Annotated in this window: 14 protein-coding genes; 12 read left to right on the plus strand and 2 right to left on the minus strand. The window is 57.0% G+C overall.

The window, feature by feature from the left end; genetic code table 11:
- Window positions 1-32 precede the first annotated feature (32 nt).
- The 5 genes from alaS (at window position 33) to trmD (ending at window position 4,791) form a co-directional block, all read left to right on the plus strand.
- On the plus strand, window positions 33-2,660 hold the full coding sequence (gene alaS / locus WFM49_RS02780) for an alanine--tRNA ligase (RefSeq protein WP_035272252.1): 2,628 nt from the start codon (window positions 33-35) through the stop codon (window positions 2,658-2,660).
- Window positions 2,660-2,914 carry a sulfurtransferase TusA family protein gene (locus WFM49_RS02785; protein WP_009455909.1) on the plus strand — a complete coding sequence of 85 codons (255 nt, stop codon included), beginning with the start codon at window positions 2,660-2,662 and terminating at the stop codon, window positions 2,912-2,914. The genes alaS and WFM49_RS02785 overlap by 1 nt, the downstream gene beginning before the upstream one ends.
- Before the next feature lie 136 nt (window positions 2,915-3,050).
- On the plus strand, window positions 3,051-3,311 hold the full coding sequence (gene rpsP / locus WFM49_RS02790; RefSeq protein WP_009455906.1) for a 30S ribosomal protein S16: 261 nt from the start codon (window positions 3,051-3,053) through the stop codon (window positions 3,309-3,311).
- 33 nt (window positions 3,312-3,344) lie between these two features.
- The gene (gene rimM, locus WFM49_RS02795) at window positions 3,345-3,944 is read left to right on the plus strand and encodes a ribosome maturation factor RimM (RefSeq protein ID WP_035272255.1); all 600 of its coding nucleotides are present in this window, start codon (window positions 3,345-3,347) and stop codon (window positions 3,942-3,944) included.
- Between the two features lie 88 nt (window positions 3,945-4,032).
- Window positions 4,033-4,791, plus strand: a complete 759-nt coding sequence (trmD, locus tag WFM49_RS02800) for a tRNA (guanosine(37)-N1)-methyltransferase TrmD (RefSeq protein ID WP_336971546.1) — start codon at window positions 4,033-4,035, stop codon at window positions 4,789-4,791.
- Window positions 4,792-4,863: 72 nt separating this feature from the next.
- On the opposite strand, the gene WFM49_RS02805 is transcribed toward trmD, so the two are convergent.
- Window positions 4,864-5,832, minus strand: coding sequence for a DMT family transporter (locus tag WFM49_RS02805; RefSeq protein ID WP_336971548.1), 969 nt, complete (start codon window positions 5,830-5,832; stop codon window positions 4,864-4,866).
- A gap of 76 nt (window positions 5,833-5,908) precedes the next feature.
- Here WFM49_RS02805 and WFM49_RS02810 point away from each other — a divergent pair, with 76 nt between their 5' ends.
- The gene (locus tag WFM49_RS02810) at window positions 5,909-6,781 is read left to right on the plus strand and encodes a LysR family transcriptional regulator (RefSeq protein ID WP_336971551.1); all 873 of its coding nucleotides are present in this window, start codon (window positions 5,909-5,911) and stop codon (window positions 6,779-6,781) included.
- Between the two features lie 227 nt (window positions 6,782-7,008).
- Here the strand turns inward: WFM49_RS02810 and WFM49_RS02815 are convergent, their stop codons facing one another.
- On the minus strand, window positions 7,009-9,861 hold the full coding sequence (locus WFM49_RS02815) for a valine--tRNA ligase (RefSeq protein ID WP_083053370.1): 2,853 nt from the start codon (window positions 9,859-9,861) through the stop codon (window positions 7,009-7,011).
- A gap of 253 nt (window positions 9,862-10,114) precedes the next feature.
- Between WFM49_RS02815 and ndk the strand changes: the two genes are divergently transcribed.
- From ndk to WFM49_RS02845, 6 genes are all read left to right on the plus strand, one after another.
- Window positions 10,115-10,540 carry a nucleoside-diphosphate kinase gene (gene ndk, locus WFM49_RS02820; protein ID WP_009455885.1) on the plus strand — a complete coding sequence of 142 codons (426 nt, stop codon included), beginning with the start codon at window positions 10,115-10,117 and terminating at the stop codon, window positions 10,538-10,540.
- 148 nt (window positions 10,541-10,688) lie between these two features.
- Window positions 10,689-11,837, plus strand: a complete 1,149-nt coding sequence (rlmN, locus tag WFM49_RS02825; protein ID WP_009455884.1) for a 23S rRNA (adenine(2503)-C(2))-methyltransferase RlmN — start codon at window positions 10,689-10,691, stop codon at window positions 11,835-11,837.
- Window positions 11,834-12,328: a helix-turn-helix domain-containing protein gene (locus tag WFM49_RS02830; protein ID WP_009455883.1), complete on the plus strand. Its 495-nt coding sequence runs from the start codon at window positions 11,834-11,836 to the stop codon at window positions 12,326-12,328. The genes rlmN and WFM49_RS02830 overlap by 4 nt, the downstream gene beginning before the upstream one ends.
- Window positions 12,325-13,611, plus strand: a complete 1,287-nt coding sequence (gene ispG, locus WFM49_RS02835) for a flavodoxin-dependent (E)-4-hydroxy-3-methylbut-2-enyl-diphosphate synthase (protein ID WP_336971555.1) — start codon at window positions 12,325-12,327, stop codon at window positions 13,609-13,611. Before WFM49_RS02830 ends, ispG begins: the two co-directional genes overlap by 4 nt.
- Before the next feature lie 42 nt (window positions 13,612-13,653).
- Complete coding sequence (gene hisS, locus WFM49_RS02840) at window positions 13,654-14,937, plus strand: histidine--tRNA ligase (RefSeq protein ID WP_250755848.1); 1,284 nt, start codon at window positions 13,654-13,656, stop codon at window positions 14,935-14,937.
- 2 nt (window positions 14,938-14,939) lie between these two features.
- On the plus strand, window positions 14,940-15,575 hold the full coding sequence (locus WFM49_RS02845; RefSeq protein WP_009455880.1) for a YfgM family protein: 636 nt from the start codon (window positions 14,940-14,942) through the stop codon (window positions 15,573-15,575).
- Window positions 15,576-15,578: the final 3 nt, after the last annotated feature.

The raw sequence follows: 15,578 nt of genomic DNA on the forward strand, positions 1-15,578 counted from the left end.
AGGCAGTTAAATTTTCCATCGCGTTGCATGTAATGAAAACCTCAGAAATTCGTCAGAAGTTTCTTTCTTTTTTTGAATCCAAGGGACATCACATCGTCTCCTCGGCTTCGCTGGTACCAGGCAATGACCCTACCTTGCTGTTCACTAACGCAGGGATGGTGCAGTTCAAAGATGTGTTCACGGGCAAGGAAACCCGACCCTACAACCGTGCCACCAGCTCTCAGCGCTGTGTTCGTGCCGGTGGCAAGCATAATGACCTGGAAAACGTGGGCTACACCGCCCGCCACCACACCTTTTTTGAAATGCTGGGCAACTTCAGCTTTGGCGACTACTTCAAGCAAGACGCCATTCGCTATGCCTGGGAGCTGCTGACGACGGTTTACAAGCTGCCTGCAGAGAAACTCTGGGTCACCGTCTATCAAGAAGACGATGAGGCCTACGATATCTGGGCTTCGGAAATTGGTGTGCCCAAAGAGCGCATCATCCGCATCGGCGATAAGGGTGGCGTACGCTACAACTCGGACAACTTCTGGCAGATGGCCGATACCGGCCCCTGTGGTCCTTGTTCGGAAATCTTCTACGATCACGGCGCTGACGTTTGGGGTGGCCCTCCCGGATCGCCTGAAGAAGACGGCGACCGCTATATCGAAGTATGGAATCTGGTGTTCATGCAGTTCGAGCGTTCCGCCGACGGCACCATGACGCCGCTGCCCAAGCCTTGTGTGGACACCGGCATGGGCCTGGAGCGTATTTCGGCTGTGCTGCAGCACGTGCATTCCAATTACGAAATCGACCTGTTCCAGTCTCTGATTCAGGCCGCCGCACGCGAAACCAAGACTAGCGACTTGAGCAATAACTCGCTCAAGGTGATTGCTGACCACATCCGTGCTTGCAGCTTTCTGATTATTGACGGGGTCATCCCCAGCAATGAAGGCCGTGGCTATGTGCTGCGCCGTATTATTCGCCGTGCCTTGCGTCACGGTCACAAACTGGGTCAGAAGGGCTTGTTCTTTTACCGTTTGGTACAGGACCTGGGTCTGACCATGGGCGAGGCCTACCCCGAGCTGATTAGCCAGCGCGAGCGTATCGAACAAGTGCTGCGCCAGGAAGAAGAGCGTTTCAGCGAAACGCTGGAAAACGGCATGCGTATTCTCGAAGGCGCTTTGGCCAACTTGCCAGAGAACGCCAAGCTGGATGGCCAGACGCTGTTCACCTTGTATGACACCTACGGTTTCCCTGTGGACTTGACTGCCGACATCTGCCGCGAACGTGGCATTGAGGTCGATCTGGACGGTTTTGAAGTTGCCATGGAAAACCAGCGTCAGATGGCACGCGCTTCGGGCAAGTTCAAAACAGCCGAAGGCCTGAGCTACTCCGGCGTGCAAACCCGCTTTGATGGTTACACCACCCTGGAAGGCAGCGGCACGGTTACCGCCTTGTATGTGGATGGCACCTCGGTGCAGTCCGTGGCCCAAGGCCAGCAAGCGGTGGTGGTTCTGGATGCCACCCCTTTCTACGCCGAATCCGGTGGTCAGGTGGGGGATGCCGGTATCTTGAGCGATGCCAAGGGCCTGTCCTTTGAAGTGCAAGATACTCAAAAGATCTCCAATCAGGTTTTCGGCCACCAAGGGGTGCTGAACGCAGGCACGCTGACAGTGGGCCAGACTGTTCAAGCCCAGGTGGATACCGAGCGTCGTGAGCGCGTGATCCGTAATCACTCGGCCACGCACTTGATGCACAAGGCCTTGCGCCAGGTGCTGGGCGGACACGTGCAGCAACGTGGTTCCCTGGTGGACGCCGAAAAGACCCGTTTTGACTTTGCTCACGATGCCGCCATGACGGCCGAGCAAATCGCTCAGGTCGAAGCCATTGTGAATGAGCAGGTTCTGGCTAACCAGGCCGTGCAAGCCCAGCTGATGTCCTTTGATGACGCTGTTAGCGGTGGTGCCATGGCTTTGTTTGGCGAAAAGTACGGCGATGAAGTGCGCGTACTGGATATCGGCTTCTCGCGCGAGCTGTGTGGCGGTACTCACGTTCAACGTACGGGCGATATTGGCCTGTTCAAGATTGTCTCGGAAGGCGGTGTAGCCGCTGGCGTGCGCCGTGTCGAGGCCATCACCGGCACCAACAGCCTGCATTGGGTACAAGCGCAGGAACGCTTGTTGAACGACGCTTCTGCCAGTCTGCGTACGCAGCCGGAGGGTCTGGTTGCCCGTATCAGCGCCTTGCAAGGTCAGATCAAGGATCTGGAGCGCGAGCGCGAACAAATGCAATCCAAGCTGGCTGCTTCGGCAGGCCAGGATCTGCTGGCTCAGGCTGTCCCGTTGAATGACAGCAGCCGCTTGCTGGTTGCCACGTTGCAAGGCGTGGAAGCCAAAGCCTTGCGCGAAATGGCGGATCAGTTGAAGAACAAGCTGCAGTCTGCCGTGATCCTGCTGTCCATCGTGGCAGACGGCAAAGTCAGCCTGGTGGCTGGCGTGACGCCTGACCTGACCTCCAAGGTCAAGGCGGGTGATCTGGTGGGCTTTGTGGCCTCGCAAATGGGCGGGAAGGGCGGTGGTCGTCCTGACATGGCCATGGGCGGCGGTACCGATGCCAGCGTTCTGCCGCAGGCCAATGCCTCGGTGCAGGCCTGGGTTCAAAGTAAATTGGGTGCCTAATGACGATGTCCGAGACCGGCGCATTGCCCAACAGCGATCTGCAGGTTGATGCAAGTGGGCTGAAATGCCCCTTGCCCATCTTGCGTGCCAAGAAAGCCTTGGCACAGCTGGAATCCGGGCAAGTGTTGCAGGTCATCACGACCGATCAGCACGCCATTCAAGATTTTCAGGCTTTTTGTCGCCAAACTGGCAACGAACTGTTGGCTCAAGACCAGCAAGCCGAAAAAACTCTGCATTTTTTACGCCGTCGTTGAGCCGACGGCGGTAGAATACTGCTTTGTCTGTTGCGTATCTAGCACTGAATCTGCTATCTTAGCGTGTTACTTTTGGCATGCTTGCCAGAATAGTGCTAGAATTTTTTGTTTACCTTACACAATAAAGGGATTATCAATGGTGGTAATTCGCTTGGCCCGTGGTGGCTCCAAAAAGCGTCCTTTTTACAACGTAGTAGCCGCCGAGGCGAGCCAACGCCGTGATGGTCGCTTCATCGAACGTCTGGGTTTCTACAACCCCGTTGCTGGCGAAGGTCATGAAAACCTGCGTCTGCAAATGGACCGCGTTAAGCACTTCACCGACAACGGTGCTCAGGTTTCGCCTGCTGTGGCTCGCCTGTTGAAAGAATACTCGGCTAAGGTTGCTTCGGCTGCCTAAGTTGATTCACCTGTTTTTTTAGTAGCGTTTAGTGTGAAGCAATCTGCGATTCCTGCTGACCTTGTTGAGCTCGGTCGTATTGTTTCCGCTTATGGTGTGCGTGGTTGGGTCAAGATCCAGCCGCATTCCATGCAAACCAAGGCGCTGCTGAATGCAAAGACATGGTGGTTAAAAACGCCCCGGCCTGAATCTCAGGCGGGCGTTTTTGCGTCTGTGTCACCCAGACAGATACAAACCGCAAAGCAGCATGGTGCAACCATCGTGGCGCAGTTTGAGGGTCTGGATAATCGAGAGCTGGCTCAAGCTCTCAAGGGGCATACCGTTTGGGTATCCCGTGCAGCTTTCCCCAAAGCGGACGAAGACGAATTTTATTGGGTCGATCTGATCGGCTGCCGCTTCTTTGGCGAGCAGGACGGCCAGGCTGAAAGCCTGGGCGAGGTGGTGGAAGTGCTGGATAACGGCGCGCACTCCATTTTGGTTGTGCATCGTGGCTCCTGGGATGCTGAAGGCGTCTTTACGCCTGCAAAGGACGAACAGGGCAAGCCGCTGGAAGAGCTGGTTCCCTTTGTGCAAGCCATTGTGCATACGGTGGATATGTCCGCCCGCGAACTGCACAGCCACTGGGCGATTTGATCGTTTCAATCCTGCGCACCTGCATGGCTCTGGCCTGACTGGTCGAGTCTTGTAAAGCGTATCCGCTTTTTTCTCTTGCCGAGTCCTCATGCGATTTGATGCCCTGACCCTGTTCCCGGACATGTTTGATGTGGTCAGCGAGGCTGGTGTCACCGGCCGTGCGCACAAGCAGGGTATCTGGCAGATGCGGACCTGGAACCCGCGCGACTACACCACCGATGTGCACCGTACTGTAGACGATCGTCCTTACGGCGGTGGCCCAGGCATGGTAATGCTGGCTGATCCTCTGAATGACGCCCTGGATCAGGCTTTGGCTGATCGTGGTGATAGCCCGGAAGTGATTTTGCTGAGCCCTACAGGGCGACGCTTTGATCAGACAGTGGCTCAGGAGCTGGCTCAGGGCCCTGGCGCGGTTCTGGTGTGTGGTCGCTATGAAGGGATAGATCAACGTTTTATTGATGCGCGTATCACCCAGGAACTGTCTTTGGGTGACTTTGTGCTGTCTGGCGGTGAAATAGCATCACTGGCGATTATTGATAGCGTGATTCGGCTCTTGCCCGGTGTGCTGAATGATGCTGATTCGGCTCGCCAGGACTCTTTCCATGCTGACAATAGCGGCTTGCTGGATAGTCCTCATTACACGCGACCCGAGGTATATCGTGATCAGGCTGTGCCCGAAGTCTTGATGTCTGGTCATCATGGCCGTATTCAGGCATGGCGACGTGAGCAATCCCTGCGTTTGACAGCCTTGCGGCGGCCCGAGTTGATTGAGCAGGCCCGTCAGCGTGGCGAACTTAGCAAGGCAGACGAGCGCTTTTTGGCATCTTTGGCTTCCTTGAGCGAATAGCTTTGTTTAAAGCGTTCGCCAAGCCTTAACGGCCCGTTTTTATGCGGGCCGTTTTGTATCTGGGTGACTTTGTTAGTCGTACTGGCCAAGCTGCAGTTGCGAATTTTCCGCAGGGGTGTTGTCCTTGGTATTCAGTGTCTGCCGTCCCCAGCTCATCAGGGCCATCCCGCTAATCGCCAGTAAACCTCCGCCGATCAAGGATGGGTTCAGGGTCTCCTTAAGCCACAGGCTGGACAGTAAAACGCCAAACAGCGGTACAAGGGCCAGATAGGCGCCTGCGGATGTTGCGCCCAGGCTTTTCACGCCGTGCATATACCAGGCGAAGGCCAGAGCCGTTGAACCCAGGCCCAAGGCCAACACGCTGTACCAGGCTTGGCTTGGCGCATGGATCAGGCTGCCCCAGGCCGAAAGACCCTCCACCCCCAAGCTGCTGATGGACAGCAGCACTGCGCCAATCAATGTGGTCATGCTAGTGGCGGTCAGAGAATCTACGGTGGTCAGTACGGTGCGGCCAATCAAGGTGTAGCTGACCCAGCACAATGCACAGCCCAGTAATAGCCATTCGCCTATTCCGCTCTGGCCTGGCATGAGGCTGCTGATAGAGCCGGCACTCAGGGCATAGAGAGCCCCTGATACGGCCAGGATTACTCCCAGGCTCATCTTTTTGTTGACTGGCTCGCGAAACAACAAAGAGGCCAGTATCAGGATCAGGACCGGGTTCAGGGCAACGACCATGCTGGCCTTGCCTGCTGGCACCAGTTTCAGGGCCAGAAGAAAGAAAATTGAATAGCCAAATACCCCAAAAGCCGAGGCGTTAAGCAGACCTAGCCATTCTCGGGAGTCAAGTGTGCATAGGGCTTTCAGTCGGCCGCTCCAGCTCATCCAAAGCAGCAGTGCGACGCTGGCAAGCAGGAAGCGCAGACTGGCTGCCGCCAAAGGCGGCATGGCTTGAGCTACGACTCGGCCCCAGGGCCAGGAAGCTCCCCACAGAGCGGCCATGCCAATCAGACTTAGGTGTACGGAGTAGTTGGGAGATTTCATTCAAGCCACTATGGAGAAGATTTCAGCAGGGGTACTATTTACTTTTATTGCCTCATAGTCGAATGAGTAAACGCTCATGACCTTCACTCAACTTGAAATCTTTTCCGTGCTGGCTAGGATAGGCAGCTTTTCGCGGGCCGCCAGTGCCTTGGGGGTGACGCAAAGTGCGGTCAGTCATGCGCTCAAGCAGCTGGAGGCCGATTTGGGTGTCTGCCTGTTTTCTCGTGGCCCGACCTCAGTGGAGCTGACAGAAGTGGGGGCTAAGTTGCTGCAACGTGCCAACGATATCCTGCAGCAGAGAGAGGCCTTGCATCAGGAGGCCTGCTACGAGCAGGGAATTGCCCGTGGCACCTTGCGTATTGCTTCTTTTGGGGCTTCCTCGTCCTTGCATTTGCTGCCGCATTTATTGGCTTGCTACAGGCAGACGCATCCCGAAGTGGAGGTGCAGATTGACGAGGGTATTGATAGTGAAGTGGCGCAGTGGCTGCTGGAGCGGCGTGTGGAGCTGGGCTTTGTGATCTTGCCAGATGATCGCTTTGACTGCTTGCCCTTGGCCCAGGATGAGCTGGTGGCCGTGCTGCCGGCAGAGCATCATTTGGCCGTTTGCGCCCGTGTTTCTGCCAGTGACTTTCATGACTTGCCGTTTATTCGGACTGCGGCAGGCTCTGGCCCGCATGTAGATCGGTTTCTGGCGGCGGCAGGGGCGGTCCCCAGGACCTTGTTCCGTTTCGAGCAGTTGTCCTCCATGTTGGGCTTTGTCGCGCAAGGAGTGGCTGTGACCATTGCGGGCAGGCTGGCCTTGCCGGAGCCGCCAGAAGGGGTGATTTATCGCAGCCTGGAGCCGTGTAGGCCTCGTGAAATTGCTCTGGCGGCTCTGAATTTCGAGCGGCTTTCTCCTGCTGCTCAGGCGTTTTTGCGGATAGCCCGGAAAATACATCACAAGAGGTGATGCGCTCAGGATGGCTTCGCTTTTTCTTGTTGTCTCAGTGCGGGATAGCTTCTGTGCGCGACCGGTCTGCGCTGGTGTGATGCTCCTGTGTTCTTCTGTTTCGTATGAACAGGGAGGGTGTGTTGCGAGTAATCGGAATAGTGCAGCGGGATCGAAGGACCATAGATGCAAAAAGGCCCTGCACTAGTGCAGGGCCTTCTCTCGTCACCGAGACCTGATTCAGGCAATTAGCCCAGACGATCAAACTGCTGTTTCACCTTGGCCAGTGTCTCACCGAATTGAGCCACGCGCAGGCGCTCCTGTTCAACCACGGCGGCGGGCGCACGTTCTACAAAGCTGGCGTTGCCCAGTTTGGCTTCGGCCTTGTTGATCTCACCTTGCAGGCGTTCGATTTCCTTGGACAGGCGGATACGCTCCGCTTCCACGTCAATCTCTACGTGCAGCATCAGCTGAGTGGTGTCGACCACTTGCACTGGGGCGCCGGCGTCGGTGGGCAGTTGGTCCACAATCTCCACGCTTTCCAGTTTGCACAAGCTGGCCAGATAGGGGCTATTGGCGCTCAGGATTGCAGCATCACCTTGGGCAACCAGTGGCACGCGCTGAGCGGGCGAGAGGTTCATCTCGCCGCGCAAGGCGCGAATCGCGTCCACTTGGGCTTTCAGTTCTGCAACCTGTGCCATGGCCTGTTCATCAATGGCGGCCGGATTGGCGATAGGGTAGGGCTGGACCGAAATGCTGGTGGTTTCATTGGCAGCGCGTTTGCCAGCTACCACCGAGACTTTCTGCCATAGCTCTTCCGTAATGAACGGGATAATGGGGTGTGCCACGCGCAGTACTACTTCCAGTACACGGATCAGCGTGCGACGGGTGCCCAGTTGCTGCTCGGGCGTGCCGTTCTGGATCTGGGTCTTGGCCAGTTCCAGGTACCAGTCGCAGTACTCGTCCCAGACAAAGTGGTAGATGGCGTTAGCGACGTTGTCGAAACGGTAGTCGGCAAAACCGCGCTCGGCGTCCTGCTCCAGGCCTTGCAGCAGGCTGATGATCCAGCGGTCTGCAAAGCTCAGTTCGGCAGCAGCGTCGGTGTGCAGTTCATGGCCTTCGGTGTTCATCAGCACAAAGCGGGTGGCGTTCCACAGCTTGTTGCAGAAGTTGCGATAGCCTTCACAGCGCTTCATGTCGAAGTTGATGTTGCGACCCAAGGTGGCGTAAGCGGCCATGGTAAAGCGCAGCGCGTCCGTACCGAAGGCGGGGATGCCATCGGGATAGTCCTTCTTGGTGCGCTTGCTAATGCTTTGAGCCTGCTTGGGATTCATTAGGCCAAAGGTGCGCTTGTGTATCAGGCTTTCCAGGTCGATACCGTCGATCAAGTCCACCGGGTCAATCGTGTTGCCCTTGGATTTGCTCATCTTCTTGCCTTCCATATCGCACACCAGTCCGTGAACGTAGACGGTGTTGAACGGAACGCGGCCAGTCAGGTGCATGCTCATCATGACCATGCGGGCTACCCAGAAGAAAATAATATCGAAGCCTGTGACCAGCACGCTGGAGGGCAGGTAACGGGCCAGATCCGGGGTTTCTTCAGGCCAGCCCAGATCGGTGAAGGGCACCAGGGCGGAGGAGAACCAGGTGTCCAGCACGTCCTCGTCGCGGCGCAGTGGGCCGGTCACGCCAGCAGCGCGGGCTTGTTCCAGAGCGTCTTCTTCGGAGCGGGCGACAAACAGGCTGCCGTCTTCGGCGTACCAGGCGGGGATCTGGTGACCCCACCACAGCTGACGGGAAATACACCAGTCCTGAATATTGTTCAGCCATTGGTTGTAGGTGTTGGACCAGTTGTCGGGGTAGAAGCGTACACGGCCATCGGCCACCACATCCAGGGCAACCTGGGTGATGCTCTTGCCGGGGTGCAGGGAGTCTTCTGGCGCAGGCTTGCTCATGGCGACAAACCACTGGTCAGTCAGCATGGGTTCGATAACCGTATTGGTACGGTCGCCGCGTGGCACCATCAGCTTGTGTGGCTTGACGGCCTTGAGCAGGCCCTGGGCTTCCAGGTCGGCCACGATTTGCTTGCGTGCAGCAAAGCGCTCCAGGCCTTGGTAGGCTTCGGGAGCGGTGTCGGCAATATGGGCATCCAGCGTCAGGATGCTGATCATTTCCAGGCCGTGGCGCTGGCCAACGGCGTAGTCATTGAAGTCGTGGGCAGGAGTAACCTTCACCACGCCGGTACCAAAGGCCGGGTCTACGTAGTCGTCTGCAATGATCGGGATGGAGCGGCCAACCAGGGGCAGGGTAACGGTTTGACCGATCAGGCCGATATAGCGCTCGTCTTCAGGATGCACCATCAGGGCAACGTCGCCCAGCATGGTTTCCGGACGGGTGGTGGCCACCGTCAGGTGGGTCAGGCCGCCTTGGGGGGTAGTCAGCGGGTAGCTGATTTCCCACAGATGGCCGTCTTCTTCCTCGCTGACCACTTCCAGATCAGACACGGCGGTGCCCAGCACGGGGTCCCAGTTCACCAGGCGCTTGCCGCGGTAAATCAGGCCTTGCTCGTACAGACGGACAAAAGTTTCCAGCACGCCACGGGACAGATTGTCGTCCATGGTGAAGTATTCGCGGCTCCAGTCACAGGACGCGCCCAGGCGGCGGAACTGGCCGGTAATGGTATTGCCCGACTTCTCTTTCCACTCCCAGACTTTTTCCAGGAATTTCTCGCGGCCCAGGTCGTGGCGGCTGATGTTCTGGGCATCAAGCTGGCGTTCCACGATGATCTGGGTCGCAATCCCGGCGTGGTCGGTACCGGGAATGTAGACCGTATCGTCGCCTTTCATGCGGTGGTAGCGCGTCAGGCCATCCATGATGGTCTGGTTAAAGGCGTGGCCCATGTGCAATGTCCCGGTGACGTTTGGTGGTGGGGACTGGATCACAAAGGGTTCGGACTGATGATCACCCAAGGGCTGGACATGTTGGCCACCCTTGAAAAGGTCGGCTTGCTCCCAGCGCGCGTACCAGCGCGTTTCGATTTCCTGGGGTTCAAAGCTCTTGGATAATTGCTCGTCGGAGGTCGTAGCGGATGAGTTGGTCATGGTGATGCGGTCTGCCTGCCCCTTATTGCACGTTCAGTGCCAGATAGGGCGGGACTAATCCTGGGTAAAAAACGAATTTAAGATGCACTATTTTAAGATGTGGCCGTGCGTCTTTGGCGTGGTAAAATGCCGGGTTGCCGTAAATCTGATGAAAGTGCTTGTTTTCATTAAAAAATTTAGCGCGAACCGTCGGATCTGCATTTTGCTTTACGCAGCAAAGACTACACTATATTGTTCTTATTTGGATTTTCACATGGCTATTGAACGCACTCTGTCCATTATCAAGCCCGACGCTGTTGCTAAAAACGTGATCGGTCAGATTATTTCCCGCTTTGAAGGCGCTGGCCTGAAAGTGATCGCTGGTCGCCTGGTTCACCTGTCCCGTGGCGAAGCCGAGCGCTTCTACGGCGTGCACGCCGAGCGTCCTTTCTTCAAGGATCTGGTCGATTTCATGGTTTCCGGTCCTGTATTCGTACAAGTTCTGGAAGGCGAAGGCGCCATTGCCAAGAACCGCGAACTGATGGGCGCCACCGACCCCAAGAAAGCAGACGCCGGCACCATCCGTGCTGACTTCGCTGAAAGCATCGACGCTAACGCTGTTCACGGTTCCGACGCTCCTGAAACCGCTGCTGTCGAAATCGCTTTCTTCTTCCCAGAGTGCAACGTTTACAGCCGTTAATTCGTTAAACCGCGCAGTACTGGCGGCACTCTGAGCAAGACTTGCCCGGCTCACCGGAATCGGTGTGCCGGGCAAATCCGCAAAAAGGGGCTTTTTTGCACTCCTGCAAGAAAGTAATAGCCAGAACGCGTGAAGGTATTATTTTTTTATGTCATCGCTCGAACCTACCAATCTTTTGGGCCTGGGCCCGGAGCAACTTGTTGAACTGGTCGCCCAATGGGGTGGCAAGCCTTTCCGCGCGCGCCAATTGCAGCGCTGGATACACCAGCGTCAACAAGACGATTTTGGGCAGATGACGGATCTGGCGCGCGAGTTCCGCGAGCAGCTGACCGCTAATTGCGTTGTCACCGCGCCCAGCATGTCGCACGAACATATTTCTACCGACGGCACCCGTAAATGGCTGTTTGATGTAGGCAGCAATAACGCTGTCGAAGCGGTTTTCATTCCCGAGGACGACCGGGGCACCCTGTGTATTTCCAGCCAGGCTGGCTGCACCGTGGCCTGTCCATTCTGTTCCACGGGCTATCAAGGCTTCAACCGCAACCTGACCACCTCCGAAATCATTGGTCAGTTGTGGTTTGCTCGCCGTGCTTTGCTGAATGCGCCGGAAACCGCCCGTATTGGCGATGCCGAGCAAACCAGCACGCGTGTCATCAGCAATGTGGTCATGATGGGCATGGGCGAACCCCTGCTCAATTACGATCAGGTGCTTGGTGCCTTGCGCCTGATGCTGGACGATAATGCCTACGGTCTGTCGCGCCGCCGCGTGACGGTCTCCACCTCCGGGGTGGTGCCCATGATGGATCGTCTGGCCAAAGATTGCCCGGTCGCACTGGCCGTATCGCTGCACGCGCCCAATGATGCGTTGCGCGATCGCCTGGTGCCACTGAACAAGAAGTATCCGCTGGCCGAGCTTCTGGATGCCTGTAATCGCTATCTGGAGCACGCCCCGCGTGACTTCATCACGTTTGAATACATCATGCTGGACGGCATCAACGATACCGACCAGCATGCGCAGGAACTGTTGGATATCGCACGCATTGTGCGCTGTAAATTTAATTTGATTCCTTTCAATCCTTTTCCGCAGTCCGGTCTGAAACGCTCTTCAGCTGCACGGGTCAAACAGTTTGCCCAACGGCTGATGGATGGTGGGGTGGTAACCACAGTGCGCAAGACGCGCGGCGATGATATTGCTGCCGCTTGTGGACAGTTGGCGGGCGATATTCGTGATCGCACCCGTATCGAACAACGTTTGCCTGATCGTGCTGTCATTCAAATCAAACAGGAACGTGCATGAGCGAGACTCTGGTCCCCTCCAACCAATCGGCTCCGGAAGCGGGCTCAGGTGTAGGCCCGACATTGCGTGAGTTGCGCCTGGCGCGATCCTGTACGCTGAACGAAGCCTCCACCCGCCTGAAGTTTTCGGTTCGCCAGCTAGAGGCCCTGGAAGCTCAGGAGTGGGACCAGTTGCCCGGTGGGCAGCCTTTGCGGGGCATGGTGCGTAATTACGCGCGCTTTCTGGAGGCTGACGTATCAGCCGTGCTGGTCATGCTGGAAGCTCAGGTCAGTGATACCGCTGCGCCCAAGCCCGTACCGCGCAATCATTCGGGTGCGGGCTTGTCCAGTGCGGACTTGAGCCTGTATGCCGACTCGCGCGGCGGGTTTGGCTGGATCTGGATTCTTATCATTATTGTTTTGCTGCTGGTAGCCGGTTTTTACGCCATTGATCGGGGCTGGGTTCCCGAAGAGTGGCTGGTGTTCGATTGGCTCAAGGACTTGAAGAAATGACGCAGGGTCCCGAAACTTCCTCTGCTTGCCAACCTCTGCCGGTGGGCGCCCAACCCAAACGGGTAACCCGCGCAGTTGATGTGCGCTGGGGCGATCATGTTGTGAAATTAGGTGGCTCGGCCCCGGTCGTGGTGCAGTCCATGACCAATACGGATACCGTCGATGCTATTGCAACGGCTATCCAGGTCAAGGAACTGGCGCGTGCCGGTTCTGAAATGGTGCGTATTACGGTCAATACCCCCGAAGCGGCCCGTGAAGTGCCCGCCATTCGCGAGCAGCTGGATCGCATGGGCGTAAATGTCCCCTTGGTGGGGGACTTCCATTACAACGGCCATAAATTGCTGGCAGATTACCCCGAGTGTGCTCTGGCCCTGTCCAAGTACCGGATCAATCCGGGCAATATGGGCGGTGGCAAGCGCCGGGACGATAACTTCGCCAAGATGATTGAAATCGCCTGCCGTTACGACAAGGCCGTGCGAATTGGCGTGAACTGGGGCAGCCTGGATCACGAGCTGATGGCCCGCATGATGGATGAAAATAACGAGCGTGCTCATCCCTGGACGGCTCAGGCGGTGATGCGCGATGCTCTGGTTATCTCTGCCATCAGCAACGCCCAGCGTGCCGAGGAACTGGGGCTGTCGGGCAATCGTATCGTTCTGTCCTGCAAGGTCAGCCACGTGCAGGACCTGATCACCGTCTACCAGGATTTGTCGGCACGTTGTGATTACGCCTTGCACCTGGGTCTGACCGAAGCGGGGATGGGCAGCAAGGGGATTGTGGCTTCCACCGCCGCCTTGGCTGTCTTGTTGCAGCAAGGCATTGGTGACACCATTCGTATTTCCCTGACTCCTGAACCCGGTGGCGATCGTGCTCGTGAAGTGGTGGTGGCTCAGGAAATCTTGCAGACCATGGGTTTGCGTGCTTTCACCCCTATGGTGGTGGCGTGTCCGGGTTGTGGTCGCACCAGCAGTACGGTGTTCCAGGAGCTGGCCAACGATATTCAAAGCTATTTGCGTGACCAGATGCCCGTCTGGAAGGATCTGTATCCCGGCGTGGAAACCATGAACGTCGCGGTGATGGGCTGTGTGGTCAATGGTCCGGGGGAAAGCCGCCACGCCGATATTGGCATCAGCTTGCCGGGAACCGGGGAAGTTCCTTCGGCACCCGTCTATGTGGATGGCGAGCGGGTGGTGACCCTGAAGGGTGATACTATCGCTCAGGAATTTCAGACCATTGTCCAGAATTACGTTGAGCGCCGCTACGGCAAAACATCAACGGTTTGATCAACACGCTTGTCAGTCTATGGCGAGCAAACCATTAGAATTATGACGCAGCAGTTTCAAAAGCTCCGCGCCCTGACGGGCATGAAAGACACCTTACCGGGTGAAAGCGCACAGTGGGAAGCCCTGGAGGCTCTGGTGCGGGAATGGTTGGCCAGCTATGGCTATCGCAATATGCGTACCCCCGTGCTGGAACATACCCAGCTGTTTGCTCGTGGTATTGGCGAAGTCACCGACATTGTCGAAAAGGAAATGTATTCCTTTACCGATTCGCTCAACGGCGACAAGCTCACCATGCGTCCCGAATTTACGGCGGGCATGGTGCGCGCCACTATCGAACATAATCTCTTGTACGATCGCCCTCATCGGGTTTATGCGATGGGACCGGTGTTTCGCCATGAGCGCCCGCAGCGTGGCCGCTACCGTCAGTTCCACCAGATCGACGTGGAAGCGTTGGGTCTGCCAGGGCCAGACGTTGATGCCGAGCTGATCGTCATGCTGGCCCGTTTGTGGAAGAAGCTGGGTCTGACGGACATCCGTCTGGAACTGAACTCCCTGGGTCAGGCTGAAGAGCGTGCCGCCCACCGTGCGGCCTTGATCGAGCACCTGGAAGCGCACAAGGATGTGCTGGACGAAGAAGCCCAGCGTCGCATGTATACCAACCCCTTGCGCGTGCTGGATACCAAAAATCCGGCCATGCAGGAAATGGCCAATGCGGCCCCACGTTTGTTCGACTTTCTGGGTGAAGAGTCTCGTGCTCACTTCCAGGGCGTCTGCGATCGTCTGGATGATGCCGGTATTGCCTACACATTGAACCCGCGCTTGGTGCGTGGTCTGGATTATTACAATCTGACCGTGTTCGAGTGGGTAACGGATCGCCTGGGTGCTCAAGGGACGGTGTGCGGCGGTGGCCGTTACGACGGCCTGATCGAATTGATGGGTGGCAAGCCTTCGCCGGCCGTGGGTTTTGCTATTGGTATGGAGCGCTTGCTGGACCTGTGCTCGCAAGATGGCGAGCAGCCAGCCATCCCCGAATGTCAGGTGTATATGGTTCACCAGGGTGAGGCAGCGCAGCGCAAGGCGTCGCTGTTGGCCGAGCAATTGCGTGATGCCGGTTTGCAGGTGATAGTCCATGCAGGCTCCAGCGGCTTCAAGTCCCAGTTCAAACGGGCTGATGCCAGTGGTGCGCAGGCCGCCGTTATTTTGGGTGACGACGAACTCCAAAAAGAACAGGCCAGTGTGAAATGGTTGCGTGCTGCGGATGGCGCCGAGCAGCAACAGTCTGTTGAATTTTCTGAACTCGCCAGTGTTTTGTCAGCAAGGATTTGAGCATGGCCTACGATCTTGAAGAACAGGAAAAACTAGATGCCATGCGAGCATGGTGGGACCGCTGGGGCACCTTGTGCATCGTGCTGGCTTTTGCTGCCTTGGCGGCGGTGGCCGGTTGGCGCGGTTGGCAGTGGTACCAGGGGCATCAGGCCGGTCAGGCCATGGGTTACTTTGAGGCGCTGGAAAGTGCGGCTGCCCAGACCGGCGAAGAGGCCGATGCCCGCGTGCTGGCTGCCAGCACAACCTTGCGTAACGATTTCCCCAAGTCTGGCTACACCTCCCGCGGTGTCTTGCTGGCTGCCCAGGCTTTGCAGCAACGCGGCAATCTGACGCCTGCTCGTGAGCAACTGGAGTGGATGGTCAAAACCAATCACGACCCGGCGCTGACTCCGCTGGCGCGTTTGCGTCTGGCTGGTATCTTGCTGGAACAGAAGAATTACGATGATGCCCTGGCTCAGCTGACAAATCCTCCTGCCAGCTTTGCCGGTCTGTTTGCGGATCGCAAAGGCGATATTCTGGCCGCTCAAGGGCAGAACGATGCAGCACGCGAAGCCTGGACGCAGGCCGTGGAGTTGCTCAAGCAAGACCCTATTTCGCAGTTGGTACAGATCAAACTTGATGCCTTGGCAGGAGCTTAATTC

The organism is Alcaligenes sp. PF14 (assembly GCF_037150615.1).
Lineage (GTDB): Bacteria > Pseudomonadota > Gammaproteobacteria > Burkholderiales > Burkholderiaceae_B > Alcaligenes > Alcaligenes phenolicus.